Source organism: Escherichia sp. SCLE84, from assembly GCF_012584495.1.
Taxonomy (GTDB): domain Bacteria; phylum Pseudomonadota; class Gammaproteobacteria; order Enterobacterales; family Enterobacteriaceae; genus ECMA0423.
Genome location: NZ_CP051430.1, coordinates 4,296,819 through 4,310,639, shown reverse-complemented (window position 1 = coordinate 4,310,639; position 13,821 = coordinate 4,296,819). Strand labels below are relative to the sequence as shown.

The window sequence follows — 13,821 nt, the reverse complement described above, 5'->3', positions numbered from 1 at the left end:
GAGACTATATATTCACATAAAAAATATAAATTTTAAAAAAGGGTGCAGGAGACCAAACCATCACAATTCAGTACGCGGGGTTTTACCCCCGCGTGGTGGCTACTTCTTCGATTCGTAAGCGAGAACTGCCTTAAACTCCATACCACGTTCTCTGATACTCAACTCACACAACGAGTCACCTACCATCAGCGTGAATCCCAGTACTGTACAACACAGTACGATGATTGCCACAAGGGCATATTTTGTCAGCATGTCTTGCCTCCCTGCAAAGAAGAGACTAACATTCGAATTGTTTGGGTTCGAACGTAAGCCTCAGGTTGTACTGACCCCAGAAAGTTGGACAGTTAAACACGAGGCATATAGGTCTGATTCCGATATTCAATTGGAGTCAGACCTTTTAATTTCAGGCTAATTCTTCTGCTGTTGTAGTATTCAATATATTCCGTAACAGCATCCTTCAGCTCGCTTATATTACTGAACTCATCAAGATAAAAACACTCCGACTTTAAGGTTCCAAAGAAACACTCCACCACAGCATTATCCAGACAATTGCCTTTTCTGGACATGCTTTGTTTAATACCATGTTCTTTAAGGATATTTTGATATCTTCTCATACGATACTGCCATCCCTGGTCAGAGTGCAGAACAGGATGCTCGTGAGGATTAAGCTTTTTGAATGCCTGATCGAGCATATTCTCGACCATGTTCATCACTGGTCTTTCCGAAAGGCTGTAAGAAATAACTTCGTTGTTGAAGAGATCTATTACTGGAGACAAATACAGCTTGCGCCCATTGACTGCAAATTCAGTAACATCGGTAACCCACTTCTCGTTTGGCCGCGTAGCCTTGAAATCTCTTTGGAGAACATTGGGGGCGGTTTGCCCTACCTCTCCTCTGTAAGAGCGGTATCGCTTGACCTTAATCGCTGCCTTCAGTGAGAGGATTCCCATCAGGCGCTGAACAGCTTTATGGTTAATCTGTTTCCCTTCTCGATGAAGAGACAGCGTTACCCTACGGTATCCGTATCGGCCTCTATTCTCATGATAAATCTCACCAATACGCTTTTTAACGTCCGCATACTTGTCAGGCTTGCTGAGAGCCTTTAGATGGTAATAAAACGTACTGCGCGGTATCTCCGCAGCCCTGAGAAGCTCATCAAGAGGATAAAACTGCCTTAGCTCGTTGAGTACTTTCACTTTTTCGTGGGATGAGCTAAGGCTTTCAGCTTTTTTAGATACACAAGCCGCGTTTCAAGAAATCGAACTTGCCTTTCAAGATCCTCAATGCGTCGGTCTTTTGACAGCTCCAATGCTGATGCCGCTTTTTCTGGATCAACTGATATTGCAATGTTTCTTTTGGTGCCAATCTTGAGCGCGCGTAAACCAGCTTCTCCGCGCTCTTCATAAACCTTCAGCCACCTGGCTACAGAACCACTACCAGCAAGCATAAAGTGAGCAGCAGCCTGATTAAGGGACATGTGCTGCTCGATCACCGCTTTCACGACCTTAATACGCAACTCAGGATCAGCACTAACACCTTTAGGTTTGGGAATTAAACCTTTTTCTCCATGTTTTTCATAGAGGGCAACCCATGTCCTGACCTGGGTTCGGGGGACACCAAAACGTGCCGAGATGATCCTGTAACCATCATCAGTAGTGAAGTAGTGATTCACGACTTCAAGGCGCTTTTCAAAAGGGTATTTTGGCTTTGACATATCAGGGGCTATTCCATTTCATCGTCCAACAAAATGGGTGCAGTACAGGTTGATAGAAATATCGCCTGGGGCTTTTGTCCATCTGGAACCTCGCGAATGCTTAACGCCAGACAGCCTCAAGCACCCGACGCCATTCTATACCTGATAATTCTTCCAGCGGCGTTCACGTTTAAAATCAGGAATACTGCTCGCAAAATAAAAACGCCCCCATCATTTCTGACAGAGGCGTTTAATTTATCCGGCAATATTTACCCTTCGTGCAATCCACATTCCCTTTTTAAGCCAAAGAAACGTGTTTCTTCTTCCGACATGCCAGGTTCCCATTTACGGGTTGTATGGGTATCGCCCACCGATAAATATCCTTCGTCCCATAATGGGTGATATTTCAGGCCATGTTTTTGCAGATACTGATATATCGTTCGGTTATCCCAGTCGATAATCGGCAGCACTTTAAATACGCCACGCTGAATTGCCAGCACCGGTAAATTGGCGCGGCTGCCGGATTGTTCGCGGCGCAGGCCAGCAAACCACGTTTGCGCATTCAGTTCTTTCAGCGCCCGGTTCATCGGTTCGACTTTGTTGATTTCATTGTACTTTTCAATGCCTTCAACGCCCTGTTCCCACAGTTTGCCGTAGCGTGCTTCCTGCCAGGCGGCGCTTTCGGTAGCGCGGTACACTTTCAGGTTGAGCTTGAGTTTGTCCGTTAACTCGTCAATAAAGCGGTAGGTTTCCGGGAACAGATAGCCGGTGTCGGTGAGGATCACCGGAATATCCGGGTGAATCTGATTCACCAGATGCAGGCTCACCGCCGCCTGAATGCCAAAGCTGGAAGAAAGTACATATTCACCGGGCAGATTATCCAGCGCCCAGGCAACGCGGCCTTCAGCGTCCAGTTTTTCCAGTTCGGCGTTAGTTTCTGCCAGCGCCAGAATGCGATCTACCTTCGGCAGTTCGTTCAGGGCGTTTAGATCGAGTTTGGACATAGATTCCTCACTGTTTGCCTTGCCTGATGCGACGCTCACGCGTCTTATCAGGCCTACAAGACCGGGCTGATGGTTAATCCCACAAATCGCGCGCCGGATCGAGCACCGGGCGAATGATGCCCGCACGCACCGTAAAGTCGCCGAAGCCTTCACCCGCTTCGCGCTCTTTCGCCCAGCGCCCTATCAGTTCATCAAGCGACGCCAGGATTTCCGGCTCGGTGATGTTTTCTTTATACATCCGTGGGATACGTGTCCCAATGCGGTTGCCGCCAAGATGCAGATTGTAGCGACCCGGTGCTTTACCCACCAGGCCCACTTCCGCCAGCATCGCGCGACCACAACCGTTCGGGCAGCCTGTTACACGCATCACGATATGCTCATCGCTGACACCATGTTTCGCCATTAAATTATCGATGTTGTCGATAAAAGACGGCAGGAAACGCTCTGCTTCCGCCATCGCCAGCGGGCAAGTCGGGAATGACACGCAGGCCATCGAGTTTTCACGCTGCGGCGTGACGGCATTCATTAAACCGCTCTCTTTGGCGATCTTCTCGATCTTCGCTTTCTCGCTTTCCGGTACACCGGCGATGATCAGATTCTGGTTCGCCGTAATGCGGAAATCGCCTTTGTGGATCTTCGCGATCTCCAGCAGGCCGGTTTTCAGCGGACGCCCCGGATAATCAAGGATGCGACCATTTTCGATAAACAGCGTCAGGTGCCAGTTATCATCAATGCCCTTAACCCAGCCAATACGATCGCCTCGTCCGGTGAACTCATATGGACGGATCGGTTCAAATTTGATCCCCGCGCGACGCTCCACTTCCGCTTTAAACGTCTCAACCCCCACGCGCTCCAGCGTGTATTTGGTTTTGGCATTTTTACGATCGGTTCGGTTACCCCAGTCACGCTGAGTTGTCACGACGGCTTCCGCCACCGCCAGCGTATGCTCCAGCGGCAGATAGCCAAACTCGCTCGCCGTGCGGGCGTAGGTTTTCTTGTTGCCGTGTTCGATAGAAAGCCCACCGCCCACCAGCAGGTTGAAGCCTACCAGCTTGCCGTTTTCGGCGATTGCCACGAAGTTCATGTCGTTGGCATGCAGATCGATATCGTTCTGCGGCGGGATCACTACCGTGGTTTTGAACTTACGCGGCAGGTAGGTCTGACCAAGGATCGGTTCTTCATCAGTAGTGGCGACTTTTTCCTGGTCGAGCCAGATCTCCGCATACGCGCGGGTACGAGGCAACAGATGCTCAGAAATCTTCTTCGCCCACTCGTACGCTTCCGCGTGCAGCTGCGACTCGTAAGGGTTCGAGGTGCAGAGTACGTTACGGTTCATGTCGTTAGCTGTCGCCAGCGCATCAAGACCGACCGAGTGCAGCATCTGGTGCACCGGTTTGACGTTCTTTTTCAGAATGCCGTGGAACTGAAACGTCTGGCGGTTGGTCAGGCGAATGCTGCCATAGATGGTGTTTTCACCGGCAAATTTGTCGATCGCCTGCCACTGTTTAGTGGTAATCACCCCACCCGGCAGACGACAGCGAAGCAGCATCGCGTGGCGCGGCTCCAGCTTCTGTTCAGCACGTTCGGCGCGGATGTCGCGGTCATCCTGCTGATACATGCCGTGGAAGCGGATCAGCAGGAAGTTATCGCCCTTAAAGCCGCCGGTCAGACCGTCGTTTAAATCTTCCGCAATGGTGCCGCGCAGGTAGTTGCTTTCAAGCTTCATGCGCTCGGCGTCTGTCAGTTTTCCTTCGACCACTAAAGGCCCTGGATGTTTTTCGCTCATTAGTAGACATCTCGCTGATAACGGCGCTCTACGCGCAGCTCACTTAAAAATTCATCCGCCGCTTCGGTGTCCATGCCACCAAATTCGGCAATCACTTCCAGAAGTGCCTGCTCAACGTCTTTCGCCATGCGATTAGCGTCGCCGCAGACATAAATGTGGGCACCATCATTGATCCAGCGCCACAGCTCCGCGCCCTGTTCGCGCAGTTTGTCTTGTACGTAAACTTTTTCTTTTTGGTCGCGCGACCAGGCAAGATCGATACGTGTCAGCACGCCATCTTTGACGTAGCGCTGCCACTCCACCTGGTACAGGAAGTCTTCCGTAAAGTGCGGATTACCAAAGAACAGCCAGTTTTTACCTGGCGCTTCGTCGGCGGCGCGTTGCTGCATAAAGGCGCGGAACGGCGCAATACCGGTGCCTGGGCCAATCATAATCACCGGGGTTTCCGGGTTAGCGGGCAGGCGAAAGTTATCGTTATGTTCGATAAATACGCGGACTTCGCCCTCTTCTTCCACGCGATCCGCGAGGAAGCTGGAGGCACCACCGGCACGGGCTCGGCCTTCCACGTCGTAACGCACCACACCAACGGTGACGTGTACTTCGTTCTCGACTTCCGCCTGCGAGGAGGCGATGGAATACAGGCGCGGGGTCAGCGGGCGCAGCAGATTAATCAGCGCTTCGGCATCCAGTTGCGCCGGAGAGAAACGCACCATGTCGACAATCGGCGTCGTCGCGGCGTAATGCTGTAACTTCGCTTTATCGCCCACCAGCGGCAGCAGTGTTTCACTGCGGGTAAGCGTGGCGTAATTCTCAACAATGTTGGCGGTGTTGACGGTCAGTTCGAAGTGCCACTGTAGCGCTTCGTTCAGAGGCAACGTTTTGCCCTCGACGGTGACAGGTTCATCGCCTTTCAGCCACAGCAGTTCGACAAGTTCTTTCACCAGTGCCGGATCGTTCTGATACCAGACGCCCAGCGCGTCACCCGGCTGGTAACGCAGGCCCGAGTCACCTAAGTCAATTTCGATATGGCGAACGTCTTTTTCAGAGTTACGTCCGGTAATTTTCTGGTTAACCGAAAGGCTCGCCACCAGCGGAGCGTCTTTGCTGTACGGGCTGGAGTGGATTTCATTTACCGCGCCAGTAGCGACGGATTGCGAAGGTGCCGCGACAGGCGCACGCGATTTAAGCGCATCAACCACGCGGGCGCGCCACTCGCTGGCAGCAGCCTGGTATTCAACATCGGCATCGACACGGTCGAGCAGGCGTTCACCGCCCAGTTCCGCCAGCTTGCTGTCAAAATCTTTCCCGGACTGGCAGAAAAATTCATAAGAGCTATCGCCGAGGCTAAACACGGCAAATGCGGTGTTTTCCAGCTTCGGCGCTTTTTTGGAGAACAGGAACTTATGCAGCGCGACGGCTTCTTCCGGCGGTTCCCCTTCTCCTTGCGTTGACGTCACCACGATAAGCAGTTTTTCGCTGGCGATTTGTTTGAATTTATAGTCGCCCGCGTTCACCAGCTTAACGTTCAGTTTTGCTGCTAATAAATCATCGCGTAATGCTTCAGCAACCCGGCGCGCATTGCCGGTTTGCGAGGCGGAGATAATAGTTATACCCGGCATTTCTGCGGCTGGCGCTGGCGTCGCTGCAAGCGCAGCAGGCTGCTGATTGAGTACGCCCCAGAAATAGCCAGAAACCCAGGCAAGCTGGGTGGGAGTTAAATCGGTCGTGGCCGCCTGAAGGCGTGCCAGTTGCTCCGGGTTCAACGGAAGCAACGCGGAAGGTGGGACCTGTGTCGTCATGCGTCGTTATGTTCCAGTAAGCAAAGCTGTTTCTGCGCCCTGTCAGCGCCCATAAAACAGAAGAGAAGGTAAGGTTAACGGGGTGAACGGTGTGGATTAAAGACGGGATAGCGATAACTAATAACCAAATCGACTAACCTGTTTTAGCAATAGTCTTTAACAACAAAATAGATTAACCAACCTAATGAAAAACAAATGAATTTAGCCAATCATTAAGATAAATCAGCGATTTTGCGCAACAAAGTCGTTTTAGATAATGCGAAAAAACAGCCTTTCCGGTACTCTACGGCGGTTTTATCGTCCTGTAGAGAAATTATGATGTCCACCACGTTATTTAAAGATTTCACCTTCGAAGCCGCTCACCGCTTACCACACGTCCCGGAAGGGCATAAATGTGGTCGCCTGCACGGGCATTCCTTTATGGTGCGACTGGAAATTACCGGGGAAGTCGATCCGCATACGGGCTGGATTATCGATTTCGCTGAACTAAAAGCGGCGTTTAAGCCAACTTATGAGCGCCTCGATCACCATTATCTCAATGATATTCCAGGTCTGGAAAACCCAACCAGCGAAGTTTTAGCAAAATGGATTTGGGATCAGGTTAAACCCGTTGTGCCGCTGTTAAGTGCGGTGATGGTAAAAGAAACCTGCACCGCTGGTTGTATCTATCGCGGCGAATGATAAGAGTGTGTCGGCGGTCAATTTCCCTTAAGTAACGCTATGTTAGGGTGTTGTGTTCTGGATATCTGGGGCATGACATGGAAGACGACTGCGACATTATTATTATTGGTGCCGGTATTGCAGGCACCGCTTGCGCGTTACGCTGCGCGCGAGCGGGTTTATCCGTTTTGTTACTGGAACGCGCTGAAATCCCCGGCAGCAAAAATCTTTCCGGCGGGCGGTTATATACCCATGCACTCGCGGAACTCCTCCCGCAATTTCATCTGACCGCGCCTCTTGAACGACGCATCACTCACGAAAGCCTTTCCCTGTTAACGCCCGATGGCGCAACGACGTTTTCCAGCTTACAGCCCGGCGGTGAATCCTGGAGTGTATTACGTGCACGGTTCGATCCGTGGCTGGTTGCCGAAGCCGAAGAAGAAGGTGTCGAATGCATCCCCGGAGCGACGGTGGATGCACTGTATGAAGAAAACGGCAGGGTGTGTGGTGTCATTTGTGGTGACGATATTCTCCGTGCCCGTTATGTGGTGCTGGCAGAAGGTGCCAACAGCGTCCTGGCTGAGCGTCACGGGTTAGTGACTCGTCCTGCTGGTGAAGCGATGGCGTTGGGGATCAAAGAAGTGCTGTCGCTGGAACCATCCGCTATTGAAGAACGTTTTCATCTGGAGAATAACGAAGGCGCAGCGTTGCTGTTCAGCGGCAGGATCTGTGATGACTTACCCGGCGGCGCATTTCTTTATACTAATCAACAAACGCTCTCGTTAGGGATTGTTTGCCCGCTCTCTTCCCTTACGCAAAGTCGTGTTCCGGCAAGCGAGCTGCTGACTCGCTTTAAAGCGCATCCGGCAGTGCGCCCGCTTATCAAAAACACGGAATCACTGGAGTATGGTGCGCATCTGGTGCCAGAAGGTGGCTTGCACAGTATGCCGGTGCAATACGCCGGTAACGGCTGGCTGCTGGTGGGCGATGCGTTGCGCAGTTGCGTCAATACCGGAATTTCCGTGCGCGGCATGGATATGGCGCTGACTGGCGCGCAGGCGGCGGCACAAACGCTGATAAGCGCCTGCCAGCACCGCGAGCCGCAAAATCTGTTTGCGCTTTATCATCACAACGTAGAGCGCAGCCTGCTATGGGATGTTCTACAACGTTATCAGCATGTTCCGGCGCTTTTGCAACGCCCTGGCTGGTATCGGGCGTGGCCTGCGTTAATGCAGGATATTTCCCGCGATTTATGGGATCAGGGTGATAAACCTGTTCCACCGCTGCGCCAGTTATTCTGGCGTCATTTACGTCGTCATGGCCTGTGGCATCTGGCGGGCGATGTTATCAGGAGTCTGCGATGTCTGTAGCCCATAATCTCTGGCGCGTTGCTGATGCGCCGCACATTGTTCCGGCTGACTCCGTTGAGCGTCAGATGGTACAACGGTTGATTAACGCCTGTCCGGCAGGTCTTTTTTCGCTCACACCGGAAGGTGACTTACGCGTTGATTATCACGGCTGCCTGGAGTGTGGCACCTGCCGTTTGCTGTGCGACGAATCCACACTACAACAGTGGCGCTATCCGCCTTCCGGATTCGGCATCACCTACCGCTTTGGATAAATAATAAGGATAATTTATGCCCCTCTTACACCTGCTCCGCCAGAATCCGGTGATTGCTGCCGTTAAAGATAATGCCAGCCTGCAACTGGCAATCGACTCTGAATGCCAGTTTATTTCCGTGTTGTACGGCAATATCTGCACCATCAGTAATATCGTTAAAAAGATTAAGAACGCCGGGAAATATGCTTTTATTCATGTTGATTTGCTGGAAGGCGCGTCAAATAAAGAAGTCGTGATTCAGTTTTTGAAACTGGTGACCGAGGCGGACGGCATTATCAGTACCAAAGCCTCAATGTTGAAAGCGGCAAGAGCGGAAGGTTTTTTCTGTATTCATCGCCTGTTTATTGTTGATTCAATTTCGTTTCACAACATTGATAAGCAAGTTGCGCAATCGAATCCGGATTGTATTGAGATCCTGCCAGGCTGTATGCCCAAAGTGCTGGGCTGGGTGACAGAGAAAATCCGCCAACCGCTGATTGCCGGTGGGCTGGTGTGCGATGAAGAAGATGCGCGTAATGCGATTAACGCGGGTGTCGTGGCGCTTTCCACCACGAATACCGGGGTCTGGACGTTAGCGAAAAAATTACTTTGACGGGATAATCGTAACCAATTGAATTTGGTTTGATTTGTAGGCCGCACGCCACATCCGACATTCAGCGCCTGATGCGACGCTTGACGCGTCTTATCAGGCCTACAAGTCCCCAGGCCAGAACCGTAGGCAGGATCATCCGGCAACACGTTATTGGCAATCTGCGTGAATGTTTGTCACCAGTGCCTCCAGCACCACTTTCCAGTCATCAACCACGCCAACATCTGCCTGTGAAAATACCGCAGCGCTGGCGTCATGATTAATCGCCACCACAAACTTGCTATTGCGTACGCCCGCCATTAACGCTGCTGCGCCAGAAGCGCCAACAACAATACACACCTCAGGTGCCAGCAGATGTCCGGAAATACCAATCACTTTTTCAGCATCAACGCCACCGTTCATCACTCGCGCCCGACTGTAGCCCACTTCGGCTCCCAGCTTTTCTGCCAGCATAGCGATTTCCTGGTTATCTGCCTCTCCGCCCTGCCCCACCACCAGCACCCGTCTGGCCTCAGCTAATGGGTCGCGAGTAACATTTTTCAGATCCTCTGTGCTAACCAGCCAGTCGGGAAGCGCACCCGGGACAATGTTCAGTTGTTGCATTCCAGAGGGCAACGTGGCGTTTTTCGCTGCTCCCGCCTGACGCGCCAGGGAAAGGCATAGCGGGCGTTTTTCTGTTTGCAGCGTCGCCGTTAGCGCATTTCCCCAGTGGGATTTGCGCACGCTTACGGTTGGAATATCTAACGAAGTCACCTGGCAGATGCTTGCACCATGTAAACGCCAGGCCAGCCGGGTCGACAGTTCATCGCCAAACGTTCCCGGCGGAAAGAGAACAACGTCCGCAGGCGTTCGCTGCCACTGTTCCACCAACGCATCCAGCACCTGTTCCGCCACTACAGGCTGAGGTTCAATCTGCCAGTGCGCCAGGGTACAACCGCTGAAATCCTGCGCCGCCAGCCAGCTTGCTATTGCGGCATTCTCCTGATTTATTGTCACAATTGCGATATTCATGGCTGCATCCTTTGGCGTAAATAGTCCTGCCATAGCTTTTGAGCTTTTTCTGCTACCGTTTGCCCATCAATCAGCGTCGCTCCGCGTCGTTGCTCTGCTCTTGCCAGTTGCAGACACTGCATCGCTGGCATTTCGGCAGCAACAGTTTTACGGATAATTTCTGCTTTCCCCGCAGCCATTCGCTGGCGCATTCCCGGTACTGGCAAGGCCACTTCACCGCACTGACGCACGGCAATCACCGCAGGCAAGCGAACCCGGCAACAACGCAACCCATGTTCAGTACGCTGTTCGAGGGTGATAAACAGCGCGTCGAGAGTGAAACGCTCCACCTGGGTGAAGCAGGGCCAGCCCAGCATTTCCGCCAGCAAAAATGGCGTTTGCCCATTCTGCCCTTCGCTGCTTTGGCAGCCGGTAATTATCAGATCCAGCGGATTCTGATGCTGCCATTCGGCAATATGGCGAGCGACAAATTCCGGCGCAAAGCGCAGATCTGCCGCCGTCTCCAGCAATACAGCTTCCTCAAACCCAAGAGCCATGAGATAGCGCAGCCAGTGCAATGCCCGTTCATCCCCCATGCTCAACGCGGTTAAAGACATCGGCGTACCGTTTTTTCTCTGCGCCAACAGCAGCGCGGCAGCGGCCTGTTCATCAGCACCGAGTAAACTTCGCAGTAGCGAAATATCCGGTCCGCTTTTACCCTGAGCCGCCGCCTGCCACTCTTTTTCCGCCAGCATTCCGGCATCCGGTTCGGCTTTAAACGCTAACAGAATGTTCATTCGCACCTCCTACATTTCCCGCCGCCACCAGCGGGAGGGCTTTAGTTTCTGGTGCCCATAGCCAGGTCACAACAAAACCAACCAACAACACTGTCGCCAGGAGCAATAAGGTGACTTGCATTCCCCACTGCGCCAGCACCCACGGCAGCAGGCCAGTACTTACCGCCGCGCCAAGTCGACTCATGGCGGTGGCAAAACCGACGCCCAGCGAGCGAATGTCAGTAGGAAAACTTTCCGCAGGCAAAATGCCCACCAGATTACTGACTGCCGAAATGGTGGTGCTGAAGAGAACAAAAAGCAGCAGCGTTAATGAACTGCCGGAAGGCAAACAGGCCATGACTACCAGCGTTGCCGCCAGCAGCAAAAAACTTCCCAGCAAAAATTTGCGATGTGCCAGCAGGTGCGTCAGAACTAATCCCAGCAGCGCGCCCACAATTAACAACGCATTAAGCATCAGGCTGGCAGTCAGCGCATCTTCCAGACCAATAGTCTGGGCGATAGTTGGCAGCCAGGTATAAATCACAAACCATGGGATTACGAGGCAGACAAAGAAGACGCTGTTAAACGCCGTGCGCCGCCAGTAACGCGAAGAGAACAAGGTTTTGATGTGTTTATGGGTCGCCGTTACCACTTCATCGCCCAGTAAAACATGGGGACCAAAATAGCGATGCACGATAGCGTGAGCTTCTGCAAAACGCCCCTGGCGCAGTAGCCAGCGTGGTGATTCTGGCGTTCCCCAGCGTAATAACGTAATCAACAACGCGGGCAGAGCTGCCGATGCCAGTAGCCAGCGCCAGGCCTCCGGGTTTTCGGAAATAAAGTGATGTCCGGCAATACTTGCCAGCACATAGCCTACGGTCCACACCACGCTGAATGCGCCCAGCAAAATACCGCGATGGCGGCGCGGGGAAAATTCAGCCAGCAAGGTGTGACCTACTGAATAATCGCCTCCCAGACCAATGCCAATCAAAATGCGCAGTCCAATAAGATGCTCTGGCGTGGTGGCAAAAAATTGTAAAAACGAAGCAAGCGTAATCAGCAAAAAGCTGAAGGTGAAGATTTTTTGCCGACCAATATGGTCGGAGATCCACCCAAGAACCAGGCTGCCAAGGAACAAACCAAGGAGCGCCGAGCCGCCGATCATTCCCGCCATAAACGGCGTCAGTTGCATGGCGGGCGTAAGCTGAATAATGGCGTAACCAATGACGCCGAGAACATAACCGTCGGTCAGGTGTGCGCCGAAAGTGAGCGCAGCAATGCGGCAGTGAAAACGGTTAAGCGGTAAATCATCCATTCGCACCGGTGAAGTGTTCATCTTTACCCCTTCATTGTCCGGTAATAAGAACGGCTTCTCGCCTGAGAAGCCGAAAAGGCAACGCCCCGTCATCGCGGAACGCTGCCTGACACATTATTTTTCAATCGGATAGATAGTACCCGTATTCATAATGCCATTAGGATCGAACTGCTTTTTCAGCCCTTCCAGCAACGCCCACGCGCTGCCGTGTTCCAGTTTGCTCCAGTGAACGCGATGTTTACCGATACCGTGGTGGTGCACCATCGAACCGCCGAGGCGAATGGTTTCTTCACAGATGATCTTGTTGAGCGGATTGTGGTACTTGTCGATTTCCTCTTCCGGCTTACAGTCAACGACGTTGTAATCGTAGACGAAGTACATGTTGGTGCCGTTCTGATAGCTATGAGAGGAATGACCGCCCAGCATGGTGATGTCGTCGGCGTGCGGGAACTCAGTACGAATACGGTTAATAACGCTTTCGTAGATTTCGTGGATGCAGCTCCAGCAGCCGGACACTTCAGTGGTAAAGCCCATGTTGCCGGTTTTGAGGATCTGCACACGTTCGGCAGCCACTTTATCCGGTCCCCAGTTCAGGTTGTTAAACCAGGTTTCGATCAGCTTGCTGTCCACGCGCTGGCATTGCGGGTAGCGGGCAACGATTTCCGCAATCCCTTCGCCCGTCGCCTTCGCAATGCGAGGGTTACCTTCAGCCATAAAGATCAGCACGCATTTTCCGTCTGCAAAATGGGTGAAGTGTTGGGTGCCATCTTCAGCGTCATACAAACGAGCGATCGACGGACGATACCCTTCCACCATGACTTCACGCAGGATGTTGAAGCCGGTTTTCATGTCTTCCAGGATATAGCCGTAGAAGAGGTTGTTTTCCGGGGTGAATTTAAAGATTTTCACTGTTACTTCAGTGATATAGCAAAGTGCACCTTCGTTACCGATGATGATGTGGCGAATGTCCGGGCCAGCCGCGCGGCGTGGCACGTTTTTAATGCGTGTGACGGTGCCATCAGCCAATACTGCTTCCAGACCAACGACCATATCTTCGATTGCGCCGTAGAGTGTGGAGAACTGCCCGATACTGCGGGTTGCTACCAGGCCGCCCATCTGAGCCAGCGGCTTTGACTGCGGAGAATGCCCCGTGGTGTAACCTTTTTCACGCAACGCATTTTCCAGCACCTCCAGCGGAACGCCACATTGCGCCGTCGCCTGCATATTCTCAATATCAATATTAATGATTTGATTCATGGCGGAGCCGTCGAGCACCACCGAGTTTTCCACAACGGTTTCCAGCCCACCTTCAGTGGCGGAAGCGCCGGTACGCGGCACACCGTTAATTTTGTGCGCATTCATAAAATTCAGCACACGGGAGACTTGTTCTGTGGAACCGAGTTTTACGACCGCTGCCGGAATCGGCAAAGTATAAATACCATGAATATCCGGAAATTTACGAAAACGGTCAATACTGTTCTTCTTTAATACTGTTTCATCGGTAATTACGCGATCTGCACCAACAATTTCCTTTAGCTGGTCGACAATCGCTGCGCGAGATAAAGACATAGTAATTCCTTCCTGATAA

The 13,821-nt window shown here is 52.2% G+C and carries 13 protein-coding genes; 4 read left to right on the top strand and 9 right to left on the bottom strand.

What is annotated here, in order from left to right; genetic code table 11:
- Window positions 1-99 precede the first annotated feature (99 nt).
- From HGD79_RS20860 to cysJ, 5 genes are all read right to left on the bottom strand, one after another.
- Window positions 100-252 (bottom strand): Hok/Gef family protein, encoded by a 153-nt coding sequence (locus tag HGD79_RS20860; protein ID WP_000956458.1) that lies wholly within the window; start codon window positions 250-252, stop codon window positions 100-102.
- Window positions 253-344: 92 nt separating this feature from the next.
- Window positions 345-1,714, bottom strand: a protein-coding gene (locus HGD79_RS20855; protein WP_087522250.1) for an IS3-like element IS150 family transposase whose coding sequence is annotated in 2 segments (ribosomal slippage) — window positions 345-1,234 and window positions 1,234-1,714 — 1,371 coding nt in all. Because the reading frame shifts where the segments join, the coding sequence is not laid out codon by codon here.
- A gap of 248 nt (window positions 1,715-1,962) precedes the next feature.
- The gene (gene cysH / locus HGD79_RS20850; RefSeq protein WP_000039848.1) at window positions 1,963-2,697 is read right to left on the bottom strand and encodes a phosphoadenosine phosphosulfate reductase; all 735 of its coding nucleotides are present in this window, start codon (window positions 2,695-2,697) and stop codon (window positions 1,963-1,965) included.
- A 73-nt stretch (window positions 2,698-2,770) separates the two neighbouring features.
- The gene (cysI, locus tag HGD79_RS20845) at window positions 2,771-4,483 is read right to left on the bottom strand and encodes an assimilatory sulfite reductase (NADPH) hemoprotein subunit (protein WP_001290706.1); all 1,713 of its coding nucleotides are present in this window, start codon (window positions 4,481-4,483) and stop codon (window positions 2,771-2,773) included.
- Window positions 4,483-6,282, bottom strand: coding sequence for an NADPH-dependent assimilatory sulfite reductase flavoprotein subunit (gene cysJ, locus HGD79_RS20840; protein ID WP_000211897.1), 1,800 nt, complete (start codon window positions 6,280-6,282; stop codon window positions 4,483-4,485). The genes cysI and cysJ overlap by 1 nt, the downstream gene beginning before the upstream one ends.
- Window positions 6,283-6,600: 318 nt before the next feature.
- Here cysJ and queD point away from each other — a divergent pair, with 318 nt between their 5' ends.
- The 4 genes from queD (at window position 6,601) to HGD79_RS20820 (ending at window position 9,155) form a co-directional block, all read left to right on the top strand.
- The gene (gene queD / locus HGD79_RS20835; protein ID WP_000108294.1) at window positions 6,601-6,963 is read left to right on the top strand and encodes a 6-carboxytetrahydropterin synthase QueD; all 363 of its coding nucleotides are present in this window, start codon (window positions 6,601-6,603) and stop codon (window positions 6,961-6,963) included.
- A 77-nt stretch (window positions 6,964-7,040) separates the two neighbouring features.
- Entirely contained in the window at window positions 7,041-8,312 is a 1,272-nt protein-coding gene (locus HGD79_RS20830) for an FAD-dependent oxidoreductase (RefSeq protein WP_001299098.1), read from the top strand.
- Window positions 8,303-8,563, top strand: a complete 261-nt coding sequence (locus HGD79_RS20825; RefSeq protein WP_000109367.1) for a ferredoxin family protein — start codon at window positions 8,303-8,305, stop codon at window positions 8,561-8,563. The genes HGD79_RS20830 and HGD79_RS20825 overlap by 10 nt, the downstream gene beginning before the upstream one ends.
- A gap of 16 nt (window positions 8,564-8,579) precedes the next feature.
- A complete protein-coding gene (locus tag HGD79_RS20820) occupies window positions 8,580-9,155 on the top strand; it encodes a glycerol-3-phosphate responsive antiterminator (RefSeq protein WP_001130266.1) in 576 nt (191 codons plus the stop codon).
- Between the two features lie 147 nt (window positions 9,156-9,302).
- On the opposite strand, the gene HGD79_RS20815 is transcribed toward HGD79_RS20820, so the two are convergent.
- From HGD79_RS20815 to HGD79_RS20800, 4 genes are read right to left on the bottom strand one after another with little or no spacing between them, the layout of a single operon-like run.
- Window positions 9,303-10,163, bottom strand: coding sequence for an electron transfer flavoprotein subunit alpha/FixB family protein (locus HGD79_RS20815; RefSeq protein WP_001299097.1), 861 nt, complete (start codon window positions 10,161-10,163; stop codon window positions 9,303-9,305).
- Window positions 10,160-10,939 (bottom strand): electron transfer flavoprotein subunit beta/FixA family protein, encoded by a 780-nt coding sequence (locus HGD79_RS20810; protein ID WP_001299652.1) that lies wholly within the window; start codon window positions 10,937-10,939, stop codon window positions 10,160-10,162. The genes HGD79_RS20815 and HGD79_RS20810 overlap by 4 nt, the downstream gene beginning before the upstream one ends.
- Complete coding sequence (locus HGD79_RS20805) at window positions 10,917-12,326, bottom strand: MFS transporter (RefSeq protein ID WP_000147666.1); 1,410 nt, start codon at window positions 12,324-12,326, stop codon at window positions 10,917-10,919. Before HGD79_RS20805 ends, HGD79_RS20810 begins: the two co-directional genes overlap by 23 nt.
- 21 nt (window positions 12,327-12,347) lie before the next feature.
- On the bottom strand, window positions 12,348-13,802 hold the full coding sequence (locus HGD79_RS20800) for an FAD-binding oxidoreductase (RefSeq protein WP_000059312.1): 1,455 nt from the start codon (window positions 13,800-13,802) through the stop codon (window positions 12,348-12,350).
- Window positions 13,803-13,821: the final 19 nt, after the last annotated feature.

Coding starts and splice junctions, on each gene's coding strand:
- HGD79_RS20860 (WP_000956458.1), bottom strand. CDS start 252: ATGCTGACAAAATATGCCCTTGTGGCAATCATCGTACTGTGTTGTACA.
- cysH (WP_000039848.1), bottom strand. CDS start 2,697: ATGTCCAAACTCGATCTAAACGCCCTGAACGAACTGCCGAAGGTAGAT.
- cysI (WP_001290706.1), bottom strand. CDS start 4,483: ATGAGCGAAAAACATCCAGGGCCTTTAGTGGTCGAAGGAAAACTGACA.
- cysJ (WP_000211897.1), bottom strand. CDS start 6,282: ATGACGACACAGGTCCCACCTTCCGCGTTGCTTCCGTTGAACCCGGAG.
- queD (WP_000108294.1), top strand. CDS start 6,601: ATGTCCACCACGTTATTTAAAGATTTCACCTTCGAAGCCGCTCACCGC.
- HGD79_RS20830 (WP_001299098.1), top strand. CDS start 7,041: ATGGAAGACGACTGCGACATTATTATTATTGGTGCCGGTATTGCAGGC.
- HGD79_RS20825 (WP_000109367.1), top strand. CDS start 8,303: ATGTCTGTAGCCCATAATCTCTGGCGCGTTGCTGATGCGCCGCACATT.
- HGD79_RS20820 (WP_001130266.1), top strand. CDS start 8,580: ATGCCCCTCTTACACCTGCTCCGCCAGAATCCGGTGATTGCTGCCGTT.
- HGD79_RS20815 (WP_001299097.1), bottom strand. CDS start 10,163: ATGAATATCGCAATTGTGACAATAAATCAGGAGAATGCCGCAATAGCA.
- HGD79_RS20810 (WP_001299652.1), bottom strand. CDS start 10,939: ATGAACATTCTGTTAGCGTTTAAAGCCGAACCGGATGCCGGAATGCTG.
- HGD79_RS20805 (WP_000147666.1), bottom strand. CDS start 12,326: ATGACGGGGCGTTGCCTTTTCGGCTTCTCAGGCGAGAAGCCGTTCTTA.
- HGD79_RS20800 (WP_000059312.1), bottom strand. CDS start 13,802: ATGTCTTTATCTCGCGCAGCGATTGTCGACCAGCTAAAGGAAATTGTT.